Source organism: Streptomyces sp. NPDC086835, from assembly GCF_044745705.1.
GTDB lineage: Bacteria > Actinomycetota > Actinomycetes > Streptomycetales > Streptomycetaceae > Streptomyces.
This window is the reverse complement of sequence record NZ_JBIVAU010000005.1, coordinates 257,169-279,426: the sequence shown is the minus strand read 5'-3', so window position 1 is coordinate 279,426 and position 22,258 is coordinate 257,169. Positions and strand designations below refer to the sequence as shown.

The 22,258-nt window shown below is 72.2% G+C and carries 13 protein-coding genes; 9 read left to right on the top strand and 4 right to left on the bottom strand.

Translation table 11 applies throughout. The features are described 5' to 3' along the window. Positions 1 to 126 precede the first annotated feature (126 nt). The 7 genes from ACIPJI_RS19085 to ACIPJI_RS19055 all read left to right on the top strand — a co-directional run bounded on the left by ACIPJI_RS19085 (position 127) and on the right by ACIPJI_RS19055 (position 6,957). Complete coding sequence (locus ACIPJI_RS19085) at positions 127 to 846, top strand: GntR family transcriptional regulator (protein WP_307710538.1); 720 nt, start codon at positions 127 to 129, stop codon at positions 844 to 846. Positions 847 to 981: 135 nt separating this feature from the next. Then, positions 982 to 1,980 carry a sugar ABC transporter substrate-binding protein gene (locus ACIPJI_RS19080; protein ID WP_307709184.1) on the top strand — a complete coding sequence of 333 codons (999 nt, stop codon included), beginning with the start codon at positions 982 to 984 and terminating at the stop codon, positions 1,978 to 1,980. A gap of 151 nt (positions 1,981 to 2,131) precedes the next feature. Next, positions 2,132 to 3,145: a sugar ABC transporter substrate-binding protein gene (locus ACIPJI_RS19075; protein ID WP_356621474.1), complete on the top strand. Its 1,014-nt coding sequence runs from the start codon at positions 2,132 to 2,134 to the stop codon at positions 3,143 to 3,145. After that, complete coding sequence (locus ACIPJI_RS19070; RefSeq protein WP_356621473.1) at positions 3,142 to 4,203, top strand: ABC transporter permease; 1,062 nt, start codon at positions 3,142 to 3,144, stop codon at positions 4,201 to 4,203. Before ACIPJI_RS19075 ends, ACIPJI_RS19070 begins: the two co-directional genes overlap by 4 nt. Continuing rightward, a complete protein-coding gene (locus ACIPJI_RS19065) occupies positions 4,204 to 5,049 on the top strand; it encodes an ATP-binding cassette domain-containing protein (RefSeq protein ID WP_356621472.1) in 846 nt (281 codons plus the stop codon). 163 nt (positions 5,050 to 5,212) lie between these two features. After that, positions 5,213 to 6,379: an ROK family glucokinase gene (locus ACIPJI_RS19060; protein WP_307709188.1), complete on the top strand. Its 1,167-nt coding sequence runs from the start codon at positions 5,213 to 5,215 to the stop codon at positions 6,377 to 6,379. Further along, positions 6,376 to 6,957, top strand: coding sequence for a hypothetical protein (locus tag ACIPJI_RS19055; protein ID WP_307709189.1), 582 nt, complete (start codon positions 6,376 to 6,378; stop codon positions 6,955 to 6,957). Before ACIPJI_RS19060 ends, ACIPJI_RS19055 begins: the two co-directional genes overlap by 4 nt. 51 nt (positions 6,958 to 7,008) lie before the next feature. Here ACIPJI_RS19055 and ACIPJI_RS19050 read toward each other — a convergent pair whose 3' ends face one another. The 4 genes from ACIPJI_RS19050 to ACIPJI_RS19035 all read right to left on the bottom strand — a co-directional run bounded on the left by ACIPJI_RS19050 (position 7,009) and on the right by ACIPJI_RS19035 (position 19,700). Beyond that, complete coding sequence (locus tag ACIPJI_RS19050; protein ID WP_402247468.1) at positions 7,009 to 13,104, bottom strand: hypothetical protein; 6,096 nt, start codon at positions 13,102 to 13,104, stop codon at positions 7,009 to 7,011. Positions 13,105 to 13,135: 31 nt separating this feature from the next. Then, positions 13,136 to 15,655 carry a hypothetical protein gene (locus tag ACIPJI_RS19045; RefSeq protein WP_402247467.1) on the bottom strand — a complete coding sequence of 840 codons (2,520 nt, stop codon included), beginning with the start codon at positions 15,653 to 15,655 and terminating at the stop codon, positions 13,136 to 13,138. Between the two features lie 76 nt (positions 15,656 to 15,731). Continuing rightward, complete coding sequence (locus ACIPJI_RS19040; protein ID WP_402247465.1) at positions 15,732 to 18,626, bottom strand: DUF6603 domain-containing protein; 2,895 nt, start codon at positions 18,624 to 18,626, stop codon at positions 15,732 to 15,734. A gap of 6 nt (positions 18,627 to 18,632) precedes the next feature. After that, entirely contained in the window at positions 18,633 to 19,700 is a 1,068-nt protein-coding gene (locus ACIPJI_RS19035) for a WD40 repeat domain-containing protein (RefSeq protein ID WP_402247463.1), read from the bottom strand. Between the two features lie 891 nt (positions 19,701 to 20,591). Between ACIPJI_RS19035 and ACIPJI_RS19030 the strand changes: the two genes are divergently transcribed. Together ACIPJI_RS19030 and ACIPJI_RS19025 are read left to right on the top strand one after the other, a co-directional pair. Further along, complete coding sequence (locus tag ACIPJI_RS19030; RefSeq protein ID WP_402247461.1) at positions 20,592 to 20,999, top strand: hypothetical protein; 408 nt, start codon at positions 20,592 to 20,594, stop codon at positions 20,997 to 20,999. Positions 21,000 to 21,008: 9 nt separating this feature from the next. Then, on the top strand, positions 21,009 to 22,258 hold a 1,250-nt coding region (locus ACIPJI_RS19025), incomplete at its 3' end, for a M64 family metallopeptidase (protein ID WP_402247459.1).

The window sequence follows — 22,258 nt, the reverse complement described above, 5'->3', positions numbered from 1 at the left end:
TGTCAAGACTTTGTCCTGACAATCGAACCTCACGACTTCCCGTCAACATGGCGTGCGACTACGCTCCCTCACGTGCCCAAGCAGCCCAGACACGAGACGGGACCGTCGCTGTCGCTCCAGCTGAGCGTGGACCGGACCAGCCCGGTCCCGCTCTATTTCCAGCTCTCGCAGCAGCTGGAATCAGCCATCGAGAGGGGGGCGCTCACCCCGGGCACTCTGCTCGGCAACGAGATAGAGCTCGCCGGCCGGCTCGGGCTGTCCCGGCCGACGGTCCGCCAGGCCATCCAGTCCCTGGTCGACAAGGGGCTGCTGGTGCGCCGCCGAGGCGTGGGCACCCAGGTCGTGCACAGCCAGGTCAGGCGCCCGCTGGAGCTGAGCAGCCTCTACGACGACCTGGAGGCGGCCGGTCAGCGGCCCGCGACGGTCGTGCTCACCAACGAGATCGAGCCCGCGAGCGCGGAGGTCGCGGCCGCCCTCGCCGTCCCAGAGGGCAGCGACGTGCGGCTGATCGAGCGGCTGCGCTACGCCCACGGCGAGCCGATGGCCCGGCTGCGCAACCATCTGCCGGCCGGCCTGCTGGAGTGCGACACCGAACGGCTGGAGTCCACCGGCCTCTACCGGATGATGCGCGCCGCGGGCATCACCCTGCACAGCGCCCGCCAGTCGGTCGGCGCCCGCGCGGCCACGGAGCAGGAGGCCGAACTGCTCGGCGAACCGGCCGGTGCGCCGCTGCTGACGATGGAACGCGCCACCTTCGACGACACGGGCCGGCCGGTCGAGTTCGGCTCCCACGTCTACCGCGCGTCGCGCTACGCCTTCGAGTTCCAGCTCCTGGTACGGCCGTAGGCCGCTCCTCGTCCGGCCGCGGGTGCCGGAGCTCTCGCGTAAGAATGTTCGGACAAAGTCTTGACGGGGTCGCGGAGCAGCCGTAGAAACTCACCCAGCCGCAACCGGGCGGCCGGGAGAGAAGGCGGACCCACCATGCGTAGCCCCCGCACGGCAGCAGCCCTGCTCGCCGCATGTGCCCTGGTCGTCGTCGCCGGATGCAGCAGTTCCGGCGGCAAGGACGCCGACGAGAAGCCCTCGGGGGACGGCGCGGGCGGCGAGGCCGCGAAGACCCCCCGGATGAAGATCGCCATGGTGACGCACTCCGGTCAGGGCGACACCTTCTGGGACATCGTCCAGAGCGGCGCGAAGGTCGCGGCCCGCAAGGACAACGTCGACTTCCTCTACGCGGCGAACCCGGAGGGCAAGGAGCAGGCCCAGCTGGTCCAGACGTACATCGACCAGAAGGTCGACGGGATCATCGTCACCCTCGCCAAGCCGGAGGCGATGAGCGACGTGGTGAAGAAGGCGGTGGCGGCGGGCATCCCCGTCGTCACGATCAACTCCGGAGCGGAGTTCTCCGACGGCCTCGGCGCGCTCAGCCACATCGGCCAGGACGAGTCGGTGGCCGGCGAGGCCGTCGGCGAGGAACTCAACGCCCAGGGGAAGAAGAAGGCGCTCTGCGTCATCCACGAACAGGGCAACGTCTCCCTCGAGGCCCGTTGCGCCGGCGTGAAGAAGACCTTCGACGGCACGGTCGAGAACCTCAACGTCGAGGGCACCAACATGCCCGCCACCACCTCCTCCGTCGAGGCGAAACTCCAGAGCGCCGAGGACATCGACGCCGTCGTCACCCTCGGCGCGCCGTTCGCCGCCGCGTCGGTGAAGGCCAAGCAGGGCGCCGGGTCGGCGGCGGAGATCAGCACCTTCGACCTCAACGCGGAGGTCGTCGCCCGTCTCAAGGCCAAGGAGATCGCGTTCGCGGTCGACCAGCAGCCCTACCTCCAGGGCTATCTCGCGGTCGACGAACTGTGGCTCAACAAGGTCAACGGCAACGTGATCGGCGGCGGCAAGCCGATCCTCACCGGCCCCGCCCTGGTCACGGAGAAGGATGTCCCCGCGCTCGAGAAGCTCACGGCCGACGGCACACGGTGAACGCGCTCGAAGCGGCCCTCGCGGCCGCCTGCCCGCCCCCGCTGCCGACCCCGCGACCAGCGATGACCGATACTTGGGCGGCCGGCCGGGTCCGCCCCGGGGCCGGCCGCAGCAGGCAGGACAGCGAGTACGGCAAGAAGGGCACCACGTCGTGGCAAGGGCAAGGACAGGGGTACGCGCGCTCGGCGCGGTGCTGGCGGCGGTACTCGGAGTGTCCCTCGCGGGATGCAGCAGCACCGGCGGCAAGCGGGCGGAGGACGCCCGCAAGGCCCAGGCCGCGGCCGGGAAGGCCGCGGTGAACACGCCGCGCTGGACGTTCGCCATGGTCACCCACTCGGGCGACGGCGACACCTTCTGGGACATCGTCCAGAGCGGCGCCGAGCAGGCGGCCGCCAAGGACAACATCAACTTCCTCTACGCCCACAGCGACGAGGGACAGCAGCAGGCGCAGCTCGTCGACTCCTACATCTCCAAGAAGGTCGACGCGCTGATCGTCACGCTCGCCAAGCCCGACGCGATGAAGGCCGTCGTCGCCAAGGCCCGCAAGGCCGGCATCCCCGTGATCACGGTGAACTCCGGCTCCGAGCAGTCCAAGGCGTACGGCGCCCTCACCCACATCGGCCAGGACGAGACCATCGCCGGCGAGGCCGTCGGCGACGAGCTCGACGCGCGTGGCAAGAAGAAGGCCCTGTGCGTCCTGCACGAGCAGGGCAACGTGGGCCACGAGCAGCGCTGCGCGGGCGCGAAGAAGACCTTCGGCGGCGACATGCAGAACCTGTACGTCGACGGCACCAACATGCCCGACGTCCAGGCCTCCATCGAGGCGAAGCTCCAGGCCGACCGGTCCATCGACTCGGTCGTCACCCTCGGCGCGCCGTTCGCGGACGCCGCCGTCCAGGCCAGGAAGACCGCGGGGTCCAAGGCCGAGATCGACACCTTCGACCTCAACCCCAAGGTGGCGAAGGCGCTTCAGGAGGGCACGCTCGGCTTCGCCGTCGACCAGCAGCCCTACCTCCAGGGCTACCAGGCAGTTGACCTGCTGTGGCTCTACAAGTACAACGCCGACGTCCTCGGCGGAGGGCGGCCCGTCCTGACCGGACCCCAGATCATCACCGAGAAGGACGCCGCCGAGCTCGAGGAATTCACGGAGCGGGGGACCCGATGAGCACGAGCGCACCACCAGCCACACCCGACAAGGCGCCGGACAAGGCGGACGAGCGGCTGCTGCGCACGTCACCGCTGCGCAAGCTGATGGGCCGCCCTGAGCTGGGCTCGGTCGTCGGCGCCGTGGCCGTCTTCGTCTTCTTCTCCGTCGTCGCGGACGCCTTCCTCCGGACGTCCAGCCTCGCCACCGTCCTGTACGCGGCCTCGACCCTCGGCATCATGGCCGTACCGGTCGCGCTGCTGATGATCGGCGGGGAGTTCGACCTCTCCGCGGGTGTCATGGTGACCAGCTCGGCGCTGATCTCCTCGATGTTCAGCTACCAGATGACCGCCAACGTCTGGGTCGGAGCCCTTGTCTCCCTGCTGGTCACCCTCGGGCTCGGCGCCTTCAACGGCCTGATGCTCACCCGCACGAAACTGCCCAGCTTCATCATCACGCTGGGCACGTTCCTGATGCTGACGGGCCTCAACCTCGGCCTCACCAAACTCATCAGCGGCACCGTCTCGACCAAGTCCATCGGCGACATGGAGGGCTTCCCGTCCGCCAAGAGCGTCTTCGGCGAGTTCACCGTGGGCGGCACGACGATCAAGGCGACCATCGTGTGGTGGGTCGTGCTGATCGCGCTGGCCACCTGGATCCTGCTCCGCACCCGCTTCGGCAACTGGATCTTCGCGGTGGGCGGCGGCGCCGACGCGGCCCGCGCGGTGGGCGTCCCGGTCAAGCGGACCAAGATCCTTCTGTACATGGGCGTGGCCTTCGCCGCCTGGGTCTCCGGCCAGCACCTGCTGTTCTCGTTCGACGTGGTGCAGTCCGGCGAGGGCGTCGGCAACGAGCTGACGTACATCATCGCCGCGGTCATCGGCGGCTGTCTGATCACCGGCGGCTACGGCTCTGCGATCGGCTCGGCCGTCGGCGCACTGATCTTCGGCATGACCAGCAAGGGCATCGTCTACGCGGAGTGGAACCCGGACTGGTTCAAGTTCTTCCTCGGAGCGATGCTCCTCCTGGCCACCCTGCTCAACGCATGGGTACGCAAGCGTGCGGAGGCGACCACCTAAATGAGTGCCCTTGTCGAGCTCGACGACGTCAGCAAGTACTACGGCAACATCCGGGCCCTCGAAGGCGTCTCCCTCGAGTGCCACGCCGGTGAGATCACCTGCGTCCTCGGTGACAACGGCGCCGGCAAGTCGACCCTGATCAAAATCATCGCGGGGCTGCACCGGCACGACGCCGGCACCCTGCGCATCGAGGGGGAGGAAACCTCCCTCGCCGGCCCGCGCGAGGCGCTGGACCGGGGGATCGCCACCGTCTACCAGGACCTGGCGGTCGTCCCGCTGATGCCGGTCTGGCGCAACTTCTTCCTCGGCTCGGAACCGACCCGCGGCAAGGGCCCCTTCAAGCGCCTCGACGTGGAGACGATGCGGCGGACCACCCGCGCCGAGCTGCTGCGGATGGGTATCGACCTGCGCGACGTCGACCAGCCCATCGGGACGCTGTCCGGCGGTGAGCGCCAGTGCGTGGCCATCGCCCGCGCCGTCTACTTCGGCGCCAAGGTGCTGGTGCTGGACGAGCCGACGGCCGCACTCGGTGTGAAGCAGTCCGGCGTGGTGCTGAAGTATGTGGCCGCCGCCCGCGACGCGGGTCTGGGCGTGGTGCTCATCACCCACAACCCGCACCACGCCTATCTGGTCGGCGACCGTTTCGTGCTCCTCAAGCGCGGTGTCATGTCCGGGAGCCACACCAAGCAGAGCGTCACACTCGACGAGCTCACCCGGCAGATGGCGGGCGGCAGCGAGCTGGAGGACCTCCGCCACGAGCTGGAGCGCGCCCCGGCGCCCACCCACCTCGGCGGCCACGCCGTCGACACCGGGGAGCCCGCCGGCGAGGCGCGCCGGAAGGACTGAGCCCGCCGGCCCAGTAGAGTCTTCCGTCTGGATCAGGCCGGATCAGGGTGCGTGCCAGGCCCCGCGAGCCCGGCATGATCCGGACGAGAAGCCCTAACATCGGGAGGACGGGCGCCGCCCGACCCGGGACCCCGACCGGCCACCACGACCCCGCAGGGACGACTTGAGTACGTACCGCGACTTCACGAACCGAGGCACCGCCCGCGCCACCGTCCTCAGGACGGTCGGCACGCGCGAGCGGCGCTCGCACCTCACGGCGCCCCGCGTACCCACGGTCGGCATCGACATCGGCGGCACCAAGGTGATGGCGGGCGTCGTCGACGCCGACGGGATCATCCTCGAGAAGATCCGCACCGAGACCCCCGACAAGTCCAAGAGTCCCAAGGTCGTCGAGGACACCATCTGCGAGCTGGTGCTCGACCTCTCCGACCGGCACGATGTGCACGCCGTGGGCATCGGCGCGGCCGGCTGGGTCGACGCGGACCGCTCCAAGGTGCTCTTCGCACCCCACCTCGCCTGGCGGAACGAGCCCCTGCGCGACGCCCTCTCCGCCCGTCTCGCCGTGCCCGTACTGGTCGACAACGACGCCAACACCGCCGCCTGGGCGGAGTGGCGCTTCGGCGCCGGACGTGGCGAGGACCACATCGTCATGATCACGCTCGGTACCGGCATCGGCGGCGCGATCCTCGAGGACGGCCAGGTCAAGCGCGGCAAGTTCGGCGTCGCCGGCGAGTTCGGCCATATGCAGGTCGTGCCCGGCGGCCACCGCTGCCCGTGCGGCAACCGCGGCTGCTGGGAGCAGTACAGCTCCGGCAACGCCCTCGTCCGTGAGGCCCGCGAGCTCGCCGCCGCCGACTCCCCGGTCGCCTACAGCATCATCGACCGGGTCGGCGGCAACATCGGCGACATCACCGGGCCGCTCATCACCGAGCTGGCCCGCGAGGGCGACGCGATGTGCGTCGAGCTGTTCCAGGACATCGGGCAGTGGCTCGGTGTCGGCATCGCCAACCTCGCCGCCGCCCTCGACCCGTCGTGCTTCGTCATCGGCGGCGGCGTCAGCGCCGCCGACGACCTGCTGATCGGCCCCGCCAGGGACGCGTTCCGCCGTCATCTGACGGGCCGCGGCTACCGCCCGGAGGCCCGGATCGCCAAGGCCCAGCTCGGCCCGGAAGCGGGTATGGTCGGCGCGGCCGACCTCGCGCGGCTGGTGGCCCGACGCTTCCGCCGGGCCAACCGCCGCCGTGTGGAACGCCACGAGCGCTACGAGCGCTACGCCCAGGCCCTGCGCAACCCGAGTTCTGTACGCCCCACCCAGGAACCGCCGTCATGACAACGCTGACCACCCGCCAGCCCACGCCGCAGCCGACTGAGCCGACCCCCGAGGGCCGGCGCCACATGATCGTGCGCCGCTGGATCACCGCGATCGTCATCGTGCTGCTGATCGGCATCCCGGCCGGCTATCTCGTGATCTCCGCCGGGCAGAGCCGCGCCAGCGGCCGTGACAAGGAGGCGGAGTCCGCCGCCCAGGGCCTGCGCGACTTCTGGCCCTCCATCATGAAGCGCCGCATCTTCGAGGTGCCCGTTCCCGAAGGTGCCACGCGGGTCTCCTACTTCGAGACCAGCAACTGGAAGACCAGCCGGCTGTACGTCCAGTTCCGCACCTCCCCGAAGGGCCTCGACACCTTCCTGAAGGGCGCCGGGACGAGCCGCGCGGCGCTCGAGAACGGCAAGGTCACCATCAGCGACCGGGACTCCGCCGTGGTCGGCTGGAACTTCAAGCTGAAGGGCCGGGCCTGGGCCGGCACCGTCCACAACCAGAAGGACCCGCGGCCGAGCAAGGACATCACGGTCGACCTGACCGAACCGGACCGCCCCTGGGTGTACGTGGTCTCCACGGCCAACCCGTAGGAGCCCGCTCAGCCGTCCGACGGCCGGTTCCCGGCGCGCGCCTGTTGCTCCTCATGAGGGCCACGGTTCGGTGGGCCGGACGGTGTCGAAAGCGAGCCCGCTGGAGCTCTCCCCGGTACCGGGGGCCTTCTCCCTGCGCACCCAGCTGTGCCAGGAGCCGTCGGACCAGCGGGCCAGCACCGGGCGGCGTGTCACGGTCACCCCGTCGCGCGGCACCTCCTCCTCGTGCACCCACAGTCCTGGCGTGATCAACAGACCCTCCGGGCGGGAGTCGAGGCCGGGACCGGTCAGCTCCGTCAGCCGGAACTGGATCGCCCCGGTCCGGACCAACTCGGGGACGAGGGGGAACCAGTGGTCGGGCACCACGGTCTGCACCCCGTACGCGGGCAGCTCGCCGGTCGCGACCGGCTCGGGCGCCGTGCGCGCCCACCGGTCCCGGCGGTCGATCAGTTCTCCGCGGCCGTCCGTGTAGCGGTGCTGTACGGCCCAGGCCAGGTTCGCCAACTCGTCGCGGGCCAGCGCCACGTGCTCGAGCACCTCGCCCACCTGCCCGCGTTCGGTGGGCAGGACCAGCAGCCCGGACGCCGCCGGGTGGTCCGGGTCGGGGCTGTGCAGGCTGAACATCGACCATGCCGGGTCGTCCCGGCCGGCTCGTGGGACCAGGTGGTGGCGGCCGAACACGTCGCGTACGAGCAGCCGGTCCAGCACGGTCAGCGAGCCGGTCGGTACTTCCAGCGGCACCAGGAACCAGTCGTTGCCGTAGACCGTCGCGAACGAGATCAGCAGCAGCCGGCCGGTGTCCAGCGTGGACACGTCCACCGAGCCCAGGTCGACCCGCGCGTCCTCCATCTCCCAGAACCGGTCGGCCGGCAGCCCGCCGTAGCGCACTGTCGAGGGCAGGCCCTCGTCGGTGAACGTGTGCCGCGGTCCTGGCGGGGCGGCCGCGTTCTCGGGTTCGGGGTGCACGTCCAGGCCGTACCAGTCCAGGCCGTCGCCCAGGTACTCCTCGGCGCGCAGCACCGTGCCACCGGTGGACAGCTCGGCGGCGTACTCGAACCGGTGCGGGTCGAAGCAGTCCGGGCCGCGCTCGGCCAGTTGCCCGGCCCACCAGCGCCGCCAGCGGCCGGCCACCTCGCCGAGCTTCGGGTCCGGTCCGCCGTCGAAGGTGCCCGCGTCCAGAGCCGCCGCCACTGCCACCGCGTCGGGTACCCGGCCGTCGAGCAGGCCGACCAGACTCGTGTCGGGCTCGCCGGCCCGCAGCTGATGCGGTGCCAGTGCCGCGACGGCGGCGGTGAGCAGCCCGGCGTCGTCGGACATCCGCAGCAGCGCGGCGCCCCCTTCGGCGCGCAGCCGCTCGTCGACCTGGACCGGTTCGTCCTCGACCTGGACGTCGAGCGGCCCGAGGCGAGGGTCGTAGGGCACCCAGTCGGCGGCCCCGGCCGGCCGCCAGGCGTCGATCGGCGCACTGCTGCCGGACATCTGGACCACTGCGGGGGAGCCGGCGTCCTGGGCGGCGAACTCTCCGAACTGCCACTGCCGGGTGAGAAGCCAGAGCGGGTCGTGCACCCGGGCCGCCAGGCCGGATTCGACGTCAGCGGTGCGGTGCCCGGGCTCCAGACGGAACGGCCCCTCCGGGTCGGTGTTGGGCCGGCGGGTCTCGATCCTGGACAGCGCCTGCCCGGTCGCCCCTTGCGGAGAGATCCGGACAGCGGGGATCAGGTCGTCCAGCAGCGGCAGGTCGGCGAGATCGACGGCGCGCAGCTTGGCCAGTTCCAGGGTCTCGCGGAGCACTTGGACCAGGCCGTCGGAGGTCCAGCCGCGATCCAGGTCCGCTGGGACGGCGATGAGCACGTTGTGCGGGGCCTTGGCGTCGGGCCGGTCGTAGTGGAACGCGACGCCCGTCAGCTCGGTCTCCGGCGGTGCCGCTGCCGCCGGTGCCTCGGCCGTCGGTGTCGGCGGCGCCCCGGCCGGCGGTGCGGGTTCGGCGGCCGGGCGCAGCACGTCCGAACCGGGCAGCAGCTCGATCCATTCGTCGAGCAGCAGACCGGTCACGGCCGCGCCGGGCGCGGCCTCTGCCGGGGCGTGCCAGACCAGGTGTGCGGTGGCCTGCGGACGCCGCCCGGCCGGGAAGGTGCCCCCGATCCACGGGTCGGTCCCGCCCAGCGGACTCTGTGCCGCGCGCAGCCGCTCGACCCGTCCGGCCCGGGCCCCGGCCAGCACCAGCGTCTCGTGCAGAGCTCGGACCACCGGCCGCACCATCGCGTTGCGCCGCAGCCAGTCCTCGACCTCGGCGCCGGGCAGGTCGGCCCGCCCGGCCGGCGCCCCTTGGACGAGCGCGGGCAGCAGCGGGACGTCCGCGCCCAGCACCTCGGCCACCGCCGTCCTCGCCCGGGACAACCAGCCCTCGGCCCCGCCCGGTTCGGCCGCCTCCGCGGCCAGTGCGCCGAGCGCCGCCGCGCCGGGGTGCGCGGCGACCAGGGGGTCGGCCGCGAAGTCCGCCAGCCGACGCCGCAGATCGGTCGTCTCGACCGAGCGGTCGCCCGGGCTCTCGGACAGATGCGCCGGCAGCAGCGGCTGGGCAGTGGCCAGCAGTGAACGGATCCGGACGGCCCTGCCGCGCAGACCGTTCCAGCCGGGACCGGTGAAGGTGACCCGTGTGTCCGGCGGGGCGCCCTGGGCGTCCAGGACCGCGCGGCCCAGCCGGGCCTGTTCGGCGCCGCCCGCTTCCAGCACCGTGCTCAGCGCGCCCAACCCGAGCCGGTCGGCGGTGATGTCGAATGCCTGACCGTTGCCCTGCTCCTCGGGCCCGCGGTCCTGGTCGCCGCCCGGGTCCCGTCCGTGCCCGCCCAGCACCCCGGTCAGGGTCCAGCCCGCCGCCGGGCCGAGCAGGTGCGCGACCCAGGCCTCCACCGCCGGTTGCAGCGTGGCGACCGGGTCGGCCGGCCAGCCGGTCGGCCCGACCGGCACGGCCGGCAGCAGCGCGGCCACTCGATGGGTCAGCGCGCGGGCCCGCCGCGGTGTGCGCAACACGTGGAACGTGTCCGGTACGTCCTCACCGCGGCCCAGGGTGTCGGCGGTCAGCCCCGCGCGGATCGGGTTGCCTCCCACCAACTGGTGGACGCTCTCGGCCAGCACCAGGTCGCCCACTGCGTCCAGAGCGTCGGCGAGGTCCTGCAGCAGCGGTTCCACCGCTCCCCGGTCGGCCGACGGCACCACCGGCGCGCCGTCGATGACACTGGGCAGATCGAGCACGCCGGCACCGGCCCGCACCAGGGCCATCCCGTCGACGACGTTGCGCGCGGAGACGGCCTCCGCGCTGCGCGCCCACAACGGCGCGTCAGCCCCCTGATCCTCGGGCTCGGGCACCACCGGGAGCGGGAACTGGCGGCGGAACCGTTCGACGAGGTGGTCCAGCTCCGCATCGTGCAGGGCCCGCTCGAACCGGTAGCCCAGCAGGGAGCCCAGGTTCTGACCCCGGCGTACGCCGCCGAGCAGCCAGCGGGCGATTCGGGCGCGGCGCGAGGTGAGGCCGACCGCGTAGGTCTGCTCGCCGGGGTGACCGAGGAAGCCCGAGCGCAGAACGGCCGCGGTCGCCGCGTGCTGGAGCGACGGTGCGTGGATGTAGCCGTCCTGCCCGGACACCTCGACCGTGGTGGCGACGTCGTCCACGTCGATCTCGACCTGTTCCCTCGGCACCGCCGGCCGCAGGTCCTCCACCCAGCCGTAGCAGCCGTACCGGATGCCCTCGATGCCGGATGCCCGCAGCTCGGCCAGCCGCCGCGACGCAAGTGAGGTGATCCAGGCGTCCAGCCGGTGCGAGTGGACGTCGATGACCTCCAGCAGCAGCTCGGGCAGGCGGGTCGTCGGTACGGCGGCGAGTGTCCGCAATGCCTGTTCCAGCCGGGGCAGCGCGGCCGTGGCCCGGGTGGCGGCCGCGACCCGTTCCGCGCGATCGCCTTCCGACAGCCCCTCCAGCACGTCGGCCACCAGCTGGTCCACGTCACCGGTGGCGGCCAGCGCATGGGGGAGCGGATCCTCCTCACCGTCGTCGGAGAACGCCCAGTTCGGCAGGAACAGCAGCGCATCGAGCACCCCCGTGGCATCCGGCGGAGCCTCCGGCGGGAACTCCGGTGGTACCCCCTCGTCCTCGGGCGTCGAAGCACCGTCGTCGGGCGGTGGAACCCCGTCCTCGGGCGTCGGAGCACTGCCCTCGGCCGGTGGGGCACCGTCCTCGGTCGGTTCGCCACCCTCGCCCGGCACTTCGCCGCCGACGGTCGGGAGGTCGAAGAACGTGCTCGGCCGAGGTGGGGTCTCCCGGCCGGAGGACAGCTCCACCGGCCAGGCGCGGTCGTAGCTCTCGGCGTCCAACTCGCCTGCCAGGAAGGCGCGCACCGCGGCCAGGTAGTCCGCGGTGGCCGACGCGCGGGCCGGGAAGCCGACCGGGTCCGGCGTGAGCCGGGGCACGAACGCCGGGACGCCGGTCGCCTCGTCCAGGCCCCAGCCGAGATCGGTCCAGCCGTCGGAGCCCGTGGTCCAGCGCAGCACGCCGTCCGGAGGCAGGCCGGGCAGGCCCGGTTGAGCGGGGGGCTGGTCGCGCGGTGTCTTCGGCACCGCGAACCCAGGGCCGTCCAGTCGGCGCATGGCCAGGCCGGTCGCCACCGGCAGCCGTTGCAACGCGTCCACCGCGACCTGGTCGACCGGCTCGTCGGGCCGCACCCTGGGGATGGTGGAGTCCTCGCCGTTCAGCACCGCACGCCAGCGTTCCCGCAGCCGCAGCAACCAGGGCGCCAGCAGCGCGTCCACGTCGCTGTCCCGCCCGGCGCGCCAGTCGCCCAGCGCGGTCGCGGGCAGCACTCCGTACGGCTGGCGGCCGACCCGCAGCATCGGCAGCGGCCCGCGACTGCGGACATGCTCGGCGAGATGATCCCGGACCGCGCGCCACGGCCCTGCCGGGCCAGGGTCCCGGACCTCTTTGGTACCGAGGTCCAAGTGGGACGTGGCGGCCTCGGCGAAGCCCTTGCCCAGCGTCGGCCAGGTGAGCAGGGTCAACGCGGCGACGGCCGACGGTTCCGCGTCGGCCGCGCCGGGACAACCGCGCAGGAAACCGGCGTCCGGCAGGCCGAGCGCATCGGCCAGCACGTCGGTGACCTGCCGCTGACCGGCCGGCGGCTCCGGGTCCGGGTCCGGCCCGGGGTAGGCCGGGGCCGAGGACCAACCGGACCGAGCACGCGGAGTGTTGTTGGTCGCGGTACCGGCGGGCAGCATGCCGAGCCCGCCGCCGAAGCGGTGACCGTGCAGCACGTCGCGCAACCGGGCGGCACCGTCCACCGCCGAGTCGTCGCGCACCCCGACGACCAGGAGTTCGTCCAGGTGATCGGTGCCGTCGGTGAAGGTCAGCTCGACACCCATGCCCGCCTTGACCGCCTCGAACCAGTCGGTCTCCCAGCCCTCCTCATCGGTGCGGAGCATGCTGATCGGCAGCGGGTCGGGCACCGGACGGCCGAGTCTGTCCACCACCACCTGGCCGTCGACCAGGCCGAGGAAGCGCCAGCGCTTGGGCATCGCGACCACGCGCTGCCGGCGTTCGTTCGGGTCGTCGGGACGCACCGCGGGCGGCGGGGCACCGGGGCGGCAGGCGCGGACCGCCCAGGCGGCGCGTGCCGGACGCAGCAGAGTGAGCACCTTCTGCCAGGCTTCGGGGCTCGGATCCCGCCAGTACTCGGTGCCGGCGGCTGCCTCCGCAGTGGTGAGCTCCGGGTCGAACTGGGACAGCAGGATGTCGTCCGGGTAGACGCGCACCCGAAGTGCGCCCGGTTCCCACCAGATGGTTTCCACCCGCACCGGCAGCAGGGCGATCGGGGCGGTGTTGTCGTCGGGGAACAGCGCGGCGCCGGCGGCAAGGGCCTGTGCCAGTTCCTCCCCGGCGCTGCTGACCGAGCTCTTCAGCTGGTCGGCCGTGCGCTGAAGCTCTGCCTGGGCCGCCTCGGCGGCCGTGAGCAGTTCGGGAGTGGCGCGCTCGTCGCCGGCCCGGATGGCGTCCTGAAGCCGACGGACCACGGCCAGTTGCTCGTCCGCGCGGGCCTGCGCCATGTCCGCCTCGGCGCGTGCTCGGTCCAACTGCGCGCGGGCGGCGAACGCGTCGCTCATCTGCGGTGTGCTCCTGTCCTCGACACGTTGATCAGCCGCCCAGCAACGTGGTGGCCCGGAAGGCCAGCTGGAACGGCTGTTGGAAGGCGATGCGGGCCATGTCGGCCGCGTCGCGGCCCCACACCGGCGGATCGGCCGGCGGCAGCTCGCTCGGTGTGGCGGGCGCCGGGGCGAGGCGGACGAACCTGGCGGCGTCCACGGTGACGCCGCTCCAGGTGAGGTCGGCCCAGGTCTTCAAGGGGACGGGCTGACCGGAGTCGAAACCGAACTGGGTGCCGCGCATCGGTTCGCGGAACACGAAGAACCAGTCCTCGGCGCGGGCCCGGTGCTCGTCGATACCGGCGAACAGGTAGAGCACGGTGGACTCGTCCAGGGCCAGCGGGGTGCCCGGCACTCCGCCGAACGCGGCCGGCAGCTTGCCCTCCTCGCCGCGTACCGCGAGCAGCGCGGTGCCCGGGAACCGGCGCAGCAGGTCACCGCGCACGAGCAGTGCCAGCCTGCCCTCGCCGCCGGTGCGCGGCCGGCTGCCCAGCGGGGCGTCCAGCGGCCAGCGGGCGATCTCGTCGACGTCCGCGTCGTCGCCGGGCCAGAATCGGGCGAACGGGGTGCCGCGCTGGTCGGTGGGGAACTCCCGCCACAACAGCTCCCGGTTGAATTCGTGGTTGAGCCCGACGAGCAGGGCGGCGACGAACTCCGGGTTGGTCTCCAGCAGTGTCACGGAGTTCGGCGGCAGTGCGCCGATGCCAGGAATCGCCCACTCGGGCCAGCGGGCCAGCAGTTCCTCGGCGATCGGCACGGTGAACTTCGGGTGCGCCATGATCGGCCGCAGCGGGCGGGCTTCGGCTTCGCTGCGCCGCGGCCAGAACTCGGCGGGGATGCGGTCGGTCATCCGCAGGAGTTGCAGCTTCGGCGGGCTGACCCCGGCGCGGAGTTCGCCCGGCAGGCCGGCCTCGGGCGCTTCCGCGTCGATCACGCCCATATCGCTCAGCCGCTGTTCGAGGACCGGCCTGGGCCCCCCGGCGACAGCGGCGTCGCCGGTCGCGACGCGGCCTGCGCGGCGGGCCAGGGCGCCCGTGCGGCGGGTCAGCCGGACGAACGAGGTGTCTGCCGCCCCCGTCGGCACCGGGGACGCGGCCAGCATGGCGGTCAGTGTGGTCGCGGCTCCTACCGGTCCGGCGACGGCGTCGGAGAGCGGCATCCGGTTGCCCACGGGAGCCATGACGGTGACCAGGTCGGCCACATCCAGCGGGGCGAGGTGCTTGCGCTGGGCCTGCTCCGCGGCGGCGGTGGCCATCTCGCCGACGGCCAGCAGCCGGTTCGCCTGACGGACCTCGCCGACCTGCTCCCAGGCCCTGGCCATCAGGAACTCCTGTTCCAGCTGCACGTAGCGGGCGCCGAGCGCGGCGGCCACCCGGCGGCGGACCTCGAGGTTGAGGGTGCTCATCCAGCTGTTCGGGTCGGTGGGCACGGTCTGTTGGCCGGTGTGGTGGCTGCCGTAGAGCGGCGGGGCGACGGCGGCGGTGTCGCGGTCGTCGGCGGGAGGCCCGGCCTCGGCGCGGCGCCGGGCGGGAGCGTCCAGGCGTTCTCGGACCAGGGCCAGGAACCGTTCCTGTGCGGCGGGGTCCGACCACACTTCGGGCGCCGCCGTTCCCGGCACCCGTAGCGCACCGTCCAGCGCGACGCCGGCGGACCCGGTTTCCTGCTCGGCGGGCCAGGGCCGGCCGACGTCGATGGTCCGGGTGCCGAGCCCGGCCTCGGCCGCCGGCCGGAAGCGCAGCCGACGAGCCAGCTCCTCGAAGGTGCCCGCCTCCGCGGTGCGGAAGGTCCACCAGTGGTAGACGGGCAGGTCGATCGTGGCGCTCTCGCCGGCCGGCCAGGCATCCGCCGTGCCCGGCCCGACCAGGGGCGCGTTCAGGCCGGCAGCCCGGCCGGCCGCGGTGGCCGGCACCACGGCGGCGATCCATCCCCGGTTCGGCTCCAGCTTGCGCGGGCACAACAGCCGCGCGACGACGTCGGCCGAGTGGTTGCGCACCCCCTGCGTGGCGAGGTGCTGCGCGGCGCCGAGGTCGGTGACGCTGTCCGGGAGGCGAGCCTCCACATGCGCCCAGGCCCAGCGTTCGGCCGCCGGTGGCAGCGCGGCGACCGGGGCGGTGAGTACCGGCAGCGGGTTCGCGCCCCGCGGTGGGGCCGCCTCGTCCTCGGCCAGCACGATCAACGCGATCCACGGCAGCGGCGTCGGCCCGGACGGTGTCGTGGCCTGTCCCGGCGAGAGCAGCCACGGCAGGTCGGCGTGCGCCAACTCGACACCGGCCAGGACGTTTTCCGCCGCCGGGGCCGAGCCGGGCTGCGGCTCCTCGCGCAGCACCATCGCCCGGTCGAAGCCGAGCACATCCCCTGGCCCGACCAGCGACAGCGTCGGCCCTGCCACCGGCTCCCGCTTGTCCTCGCCGTCGATCTCGCGGGCGAACAGCACCGACGTCGGCAGCGCCTGGCCCGACGCCGAAGCCGCCGCACCGACCTGCGCCGAGGAGAAGAACCATCGAGTACTCATGCGTCGCTCCAGCTCAGGCCGTGTGGCCCTGACGTGCCTCTTCGGCGTGTCGCCGGCCCGGTGCTCACCAGGAGGCTCATGTGCGTTGCTCCCAGCTCTCGACGAGCTGAACGGGAGCGTGCGGGTCGCCCAGCTGTTCGCGTACCGCCTGCCAGGCGTCCGCGGTGGCGTTGACCAGGGAGACGTCGGCGAGCAGTGGGTGCAGGTCGTCGGCGGCGACCACACTCATCGTCGGTGGGCGTACACGTACGGCCGCCTCGGGTGTGCGCCACCGCTCCAGCCGCTCGGCGGCGCTGAGCCCGTACACCGCCTCGCGGCGGAAGAGTCCCGGCCAAGGGGAGAACTCCCGCGACGGCAGGGGCGGCTCGTACCCGGTCTCGTAGCCGTCGTCGACCCGGTGACCTGCGCCGAGCCGGGCGCCGTCGGTGCCCACACGCACCCCGCCGGCGTGGCTGACGAACGCGGGCTCGGTGAGCTGCTGGTCCTCGGTGAGGTCGAAGAACTCGCCGGGCACGAACCGCTCCGGCAGCGAGGGGAGACCGTCGACGGGCCGGGGCGAGCCGGCGGTGACTTCCTTGATCGTCCACGTCTGCACCGGCACCGGCCGACGCTCGAACCGGGAGATCGGCACGCCCAGCGGGATCACCTCCTGGCTGACCCGCAGGGTGGCGTCCGGGTGCACGATCTCGCCTCTGGCGAGCTTTTCGACCGCCGCGGGAGTGAACGCCAGCGCGGTCCGTTCGGCTGCCGGCCGTTCCGCCACCCACGCCTTCGCCTGACCGATGGCGGTACGCAGCGGCTCGAGCGGATCACGCCCGGCCCGCGGCGCGACCGCCGGTGGGGCGCCCCAGCGGATGTCGAAGTCGAGTTCGACGTCCCAGAACAGCACCGAGATGCTGCCGGTGCCGAACGCGTGCCAAGGCGCCGGGCCTTCCAAGGTGAAGTCCAGGCCGACGCTGGCCAGTCGGCGGCCGAACGCACGCACCGCCACCCCGGCCCGCACATGCACCGCGAACGCGAACACCGGGTCGAAGACGAACAGGGCGTCCAGTCCGAGCCAGCCCTGCACACCGCAGCCGGCGATCATCGCCTCCAGCTGCACCTGGCCGCCGAACATGACCGCGTTGGACGTGACCGCGAAGTAGGCCTCCATGCGCAGCCCGAACCCGTTTCCGGGGGCCAGGTCGACCTCGAGCCGGCGCAGCGCGGGCACCCCGGCGGGGCGGGTGTAACGGGGGTGGAAGCCGCCGGCGGACATGACGAACTCCGGCTGCCGACCGCCGCGCACCAGCAGGTACATCTCGCCGCGCACGGCCAGTCCGACGATCCACGACCCTGCCAGCGACACCAGCAGTTCGAATTCGGGAACGCCCGTGTCGATCCGTCCGAGCACGCTTGCCTGCAGCCGGATCAGCGGCACCACCGGGTCGGGCAGACCCACCAGGAGCCGCCCCACCAGCACCGCGCGCACCGGGGCGGGCAGTTCCAGGATCAGTGCGCCGGACAGTGACACCATCCGACCGCCCCAGGTGATGCGTACCATCGGCCCGACCAGTACCCGGCCGGTGGCCACCGGGAACGCCGAGGCCAGCGAATCGACGATCTCCCCGGCACGCTCCACCGCCCGGTCAGGGAAGAGCACCCGGTCGGCGTTGCCGTCGCCGACCAGCTGCTGCAGCGCGGTGACGTCGACGCGCCGGTTGACGCCGACAAGCCCGCCGACCGCGTCCAGCGCGAAGCCCAGCCCGAGTTGGATGCCGGGATCGGGGAACTTGGCGGCGAGCAGGACGAGGAAGCTGGTCGGGGCCCCCGCGACCGGCGGCCGGAACAGGGCGACGGCCTGCAGCCGCAGCACGCTCAGGTCGATCGAGATCAGCCCGGCGTAGCCCTGGTCGGGGTTGCCCCGGACCACGCCGCCGCCGGACACGGGCGGCAGGTCGAGTTCGGTGCCGATGCCGTCCGGGAAGAGCTCACGCAGGCGCTGCGGATCGATGCCCGGTCGCATCGCCGGTGAGAGCACCACCGGCAGGTCGATGCCTGCCCTCACCATCGAAGCGCGCAGTGGCAGCCCGGGCAGTCCCGCGTCGACCGACACGGACAGGGCCAGCCGCAGCTCGCCGCCGTCGGAGGTCAGTTCCAGGGCGGCACCCCGGGTCTGCACACCTGGAGCGTTCAATCGCAGTGGCAGCGCGGCGCGCAGCGCGCCGGTTCCGGCGAAGCGCAGTCCACCGGCCCGGTCCGCCCGGACGGTGACGGTGACCGGCCCCGAACCGCCGGCCATCGGGCCGGCCCCGCCGACGCCGATCAGCTTGGCCAGAGCCGTCGGCAGGACGGCGGCAGCGAGCTCTCGCAGCTCCACCTCGACGGCCGGCGGCGTGTCCGGGCTCGCGGTCACGGTGAGCGCGATGCCGTTGACGCTGATCCCGGGCCCGTCCGTCATGCCGGCGGCCAGCCGGCCGGTGCGCTGGACCTGGATCGTCACGGTGCCGCCGGGTGGTGCCGGCGGCATGCCGGGACCGAACGCGGCGTCCCAGCCGCCGGCCGCGGCGATCGTCGCCTGCGCACTCCACGGGCCCGTGACCCTCGGCGGCATGGACAGGGCCGCCCCCGCGGTGACCACCACGTCGAACAGCGGCCCGCCCGGAGTCACCCCGAGCACCGCGCGGCCGGCCGCCGCGCCGGCCGGGTCGGTCAGCACCAGCGCCACCCCGAGCGGCGCCCCGGGCGCCCGCCGCCAGCCGTGCAACCGCACCGGCGAGCCCGCGTCCAGGTCGCCGAGCATCTCCCGCACCAGATCCACCAGCGAGTTCCCCGGCGGCAGCCGGTCGTACGCCGCGAACAGCCGTCCTGCCAGTACGGTGCCGGCGGCTGACGGTTCCTCGGGCAGCTCGCGGACCAGGCCCTCCACCGCGTTCTGGGTAAGCGCGCGCAGCTGGTCGGCGACCTGGCGCAGGAGCTCGGTGGGGTCCATGTCACCTCACCCGAGCCCGGGTTCGCCGTTGTCGATCACCAGCGCGTGACCGAAACCGCCCAGCCCCAGCCAGCGCCCGTCCGGGCTGAACTCCATGGCCAGCACCTCGTCGGTGGTCACCGCGTAGAGCTCGTTGCCGTCCAGATTGAACAGGCGCACCACGTTGTCGATGGAGGCGCTGGCCGCCACCTTGCCGTTCGGGCTGAACGCCACGTGGGTGACGGCCCCGAATCCCGGGTCGGGCAGCCCGGGGGCGAGCTTCGGCGCCCTGCCCCTCTCCACCCCGGACTCCGCTTCCAGGACCCGGGCGAACCCGTCGGAGCCGCCCACCACGGTCCACTTGCCCTTCGGGTCGAACGCCAGGCAGTTCGGGGCGGTGACCTGCTCGTCGACCTCGTCCTCCGTCGGCCACAACTGCGCCCCGTCGTCCGCCTGGAACATCCGGGTGGTGTCGTCGGCGGCGCAGCACAGCACCAGGGAGGCATCCGGACTGAACGCGACAGCGAGCACCGCGTCGTCCGGGGTCAGTCGCCCGAGTTCGGCGCCGGTGGCCAGGTCCAGCACCCGCGCGGACCCGGCACGCCGGTGGTCACCGCCGTGCCGTTCGTCGATGGCGAGCGCGATCCGGGTGCCGTCCGTGCTGAGGTCGATGTCGGCGATCTGCGGCGTGTCGACGGTGATCCGCCGGGATGCCGCCCCGGTCGCGCCCTCGAGTACCACCACCACCGCGTCGGTGGACGCGACCACCTTTCCGTCCGGGGTGAACCGCACCGTGTTGACCGAGCTGCCCGGATCGAGCGGCCCTTGCCAGATCACCGCCCCGGTCGAGCTGGAGCGCAGGAACACCTGCTCGAAGTCGGCCACCGCGAGCGCGGCGCCGTCGGGGCTGAACGCGATGCCGGTCACGGACCCCTCGCAGGGCACGTCCAGCGGCGCACCGACGCCGACGCCGCGCACCCGCACCACCGAATCGCTGCCGCCGCTGGCGAACCGGGTGCTGTCGCGGCTGAATGCGATCGCCTGGGCGGAGCCCTCATGTTCGACCGTGAGCGCCACGGTCCCCGGCTGACTCATGACCAGCTCCTCCTTTGGGCGCCATGGCTGCTCTTTCCTGAGCCGGCAGGCTCTGATTCCGTTACGCAGCTGAAGCGTCGCTCACAGTTACGAACGTATGTGAAGGACGCGACGCTGGCGAGCGTTCGTGAGCCCGTAGGAAGAGATCCACTCGGTTGGCTCCGGCGGCGTTCCGGCGTTCCGCTGCGGCTGACTGCTGTCGCGACAGCACGGCCTTAGCGACCCACTCGATGCTCGACACCTTCGCCTGCGCAGCCAGCACCGGAATTACCTCGGTCTTGTCCGCTGTGAGGTCGATCCAGACGAGCGCCGGGGGCGACGCCGGTTGGGGCACTCGATCACCTCATCAAGCCTGGTGATGGGATCGACGCCGAAGTCGTGCCCTGTCCCGGAGGTCCCCCCTGTCCTCCACCACCAAAACACCCGCGCGAGTCGCCGCCGCCCGCGAGTGAGGTCGTGCACGAACGTCGCCGGCTCTTCGGCAACGCCGTTCTTGGACGGTCTTGTTGACCCCCTCCCGAGGCATGGGCCCGAGTGACAGTCAGGTGCGGGCATCCGGCACGCGCCGGCCCTTGCCCGGCCACTGTGCCGACGAGCACACATATCCGGCCAGGGATAGAATTGGCGTGAGCTCCGAACAGCAGATATTTCTTCCGGGGCCCGCAGTTCTTCTCCGGTCCCAGACAGGGCCAGTACGGCTCATATCGCTCCGCGCCTCCGCGTCGCGCCGACACTCCTCTTGAGTCGGCCAAGCACACCCGGTACATGAGCCCTCGCCGGACAGGACGGAGTAACTCCGATACCCGACCTGCAGTTCGTGCGCACGTCGGCCTTGTGGGACCCAAGGCGTGCAGAGATGCCCGACATCACACCGCCCGAAGAGGCCTCGTCATGACCAACCCGCAGCAAACGCCTCGTACTCCAGCAATTCGCCTCATCTTCGAGTACGAGGGCGATTCGGTGCGCCTCGTCTTCCAACAGCCGGTCGATACGGTCATCAGCGGCTTCGACACCGTTGCCGGAACGGGTTCCGGCAACTACGTCGTCGAGACTCGGGACGACCGCGGGCAGCGCCTTGACCGTGTCCCCGCACGGGGAGCCTTCCTGGAGAGCGCCGAGGTCTTCCCGGAGAACCACACGGAGCCGATCATCCGGGTGGACGTGGAGGCGCGCGGCGCCTTCACCGTGATCGTTCCCGCATCGGCCGAGACCACCCAGGTCGCCGTGGTCCGTGTCGCGCCTCCGGGAGGCGAGGCGCTGCAGGAGGTCGACCTCGCCACCTTTCGGCTCGAGCGATAGCAGACCGTGATGACCACGTCCGACGGCACCGTCCAAGGCCGCACCCAGATCCACGGAACAGCACCACGCAACCGGGCGTTCACCATCGTGCTGCTCGGCGACGGCTTCACCGTCGCTCAGCAGACCGCGTTCAACAACGCCTGCACCTACTTCGTCACCGGACTGACCCTCACCCCGCCGTTCGACCAGACGGGGCGGGCGATCAACATCTGGCGGGTCAACGTCACGTCCACCGACTCGGGTGCCGACGATCCGGTCGGCCCCGGCGGCACCGGCGCGACGGCCCGCACGTACTTCGACGCCACGTTCGGCGCGAACGGCATCAGACGTTTGCTGGTCTGCAACAACTCGACGGTCCTCCAGACAGCGGCCGCCCAGGTCCCGGAGTTCACCGTGGCATTCGTCGTGGTCAACTCCACGATCTACGGAGGGAGTGGCGGCTCCGTCGGCACGTACTCCGTCGCGGATGGAGCGACCGAGATCGCCCTTCACGAGATCGGCCACACGGCGTACGGACTGGCGGACGAGTACGCGTCCTACGCCGGCGGCGACGAGACCGGGCAGGACTACCACCCGCCCGGCGAGCCGGCCGAGCCGAACGTCACGCTGAACACCGACCGCTCCACGCTGAAGTGGGGCTGGGCGGTCGCCACGACCACAGCCCTGCCCACGATGTCCAACCCGAACTGCGCGAAGGTGGATGGACGGCCGAGCACGGTTCCCGCCGGAACGGTCGGCTGCTTCGAGGGCGCGCACTACTACCACTGCCGGGCCTTCCGGCCCGAACACATCTGCAAGATGAAGGATTTGGGAGACCCGTTCTGCCAGGTGTGCCTTCAGGCGATCCGGGCCCGGACGAAGAGGGCCAAGAACATCTGCGCACTGACTCCGATGAAGGACGCCGTGTACCGGTACGACGGCACGGGAACCTCCTGGACCAGGATCGGCGGCGCCGCGGGCCAGATCTACGCCGGCGGCTGGGGACTCGTCGCCACCAACCCCAGCACCGGCGACCTGTACCGCTACCTCGGCACTCCCGACATGTGGCAGCACATCGGTGGCGCCGGAGCCTCCTTCGCCGTCGCCCCCGACACCGTCTACGCACTGACCCCGAAGCGGGACGCCGTGTACCGGTACGACGGCACGGGAACCTCCTGGACCATGATCGGCGGCGCCGCGGGCCAGATCTACGCCGGCGGCTGGGGACTCGTCGCCACCAACCCCAGCACCGGCGACCTGTACCGCTACCTCGGCACTCC

Bases quoted from the DNA above. Each gene is read 5' to 3' on its own strand.
- ACIPJI_RS19080 (WP_307709184.1), top strand. From the start codon at position 982: ATGCGTAGCCCCCGCACGGCAGCAGCCCTGCTCGCCGCATGTGCCCTG.
- ACIPJI_RS19070 (WP_356621473.1), top strand. From the start codon at position 3,142: ATGAGCACGAGCGCACCACCAGCCACACCCGACAAGGCGCCGGACAAG.
- ACIPJI_RS19065 (WP_356621472.1), top strand. From the start codon at position 4,204: ATGAGTGCCCTTGTCGAGCTCGACGACGTCAGCAAGTACTACGGCAAC.
- ACIPJI_RS19055 (WP_307709189.1), top strand. From the start codon at position 6,376: ATGACAACGCTGACCACCCGCCAGCCCACGCCGCAGCCGACTGAGCCG.
- ACIPJI_RS19050 (WP_402247468.1), bottom strand. From the start codon at position 13,104: ATGAGCGACGCGTTCGCCGCCCGCGCGCAGTTGGACCGAGCACGCGCC.
- ACIPJI_RS19045 (WP_402247467.1), bottom strand. From the start codon at position 15,655: ATGAGTACTCGATGGTTCTTCTCCTCGGCGCAGGTCGGTGCGGCGGCT.
- ACIPJI_RS19040 (WP_402247465.1), bottom strand. From the start codon at position 18,626: ATGGACCCCACCGAGCTCCTGCGCCAGGTCGCCGACCAGCTGCGCGCG.
- ACIPJI_RS19035 (WP_402247463.1), bottom strand. From the start codon at position 19,700: ATGAGTCAGCCGGGGACCGTGGCGCTCACGGTCGAACATGAGGGCTCC.
- ACIPJI_RS19030 (WP_402247461.1), top strand. From the start codon at position 20,592: ATGACCAACCCGCAGCAAACGCCTCGTACTCCAGCAATTCGCCTCATC.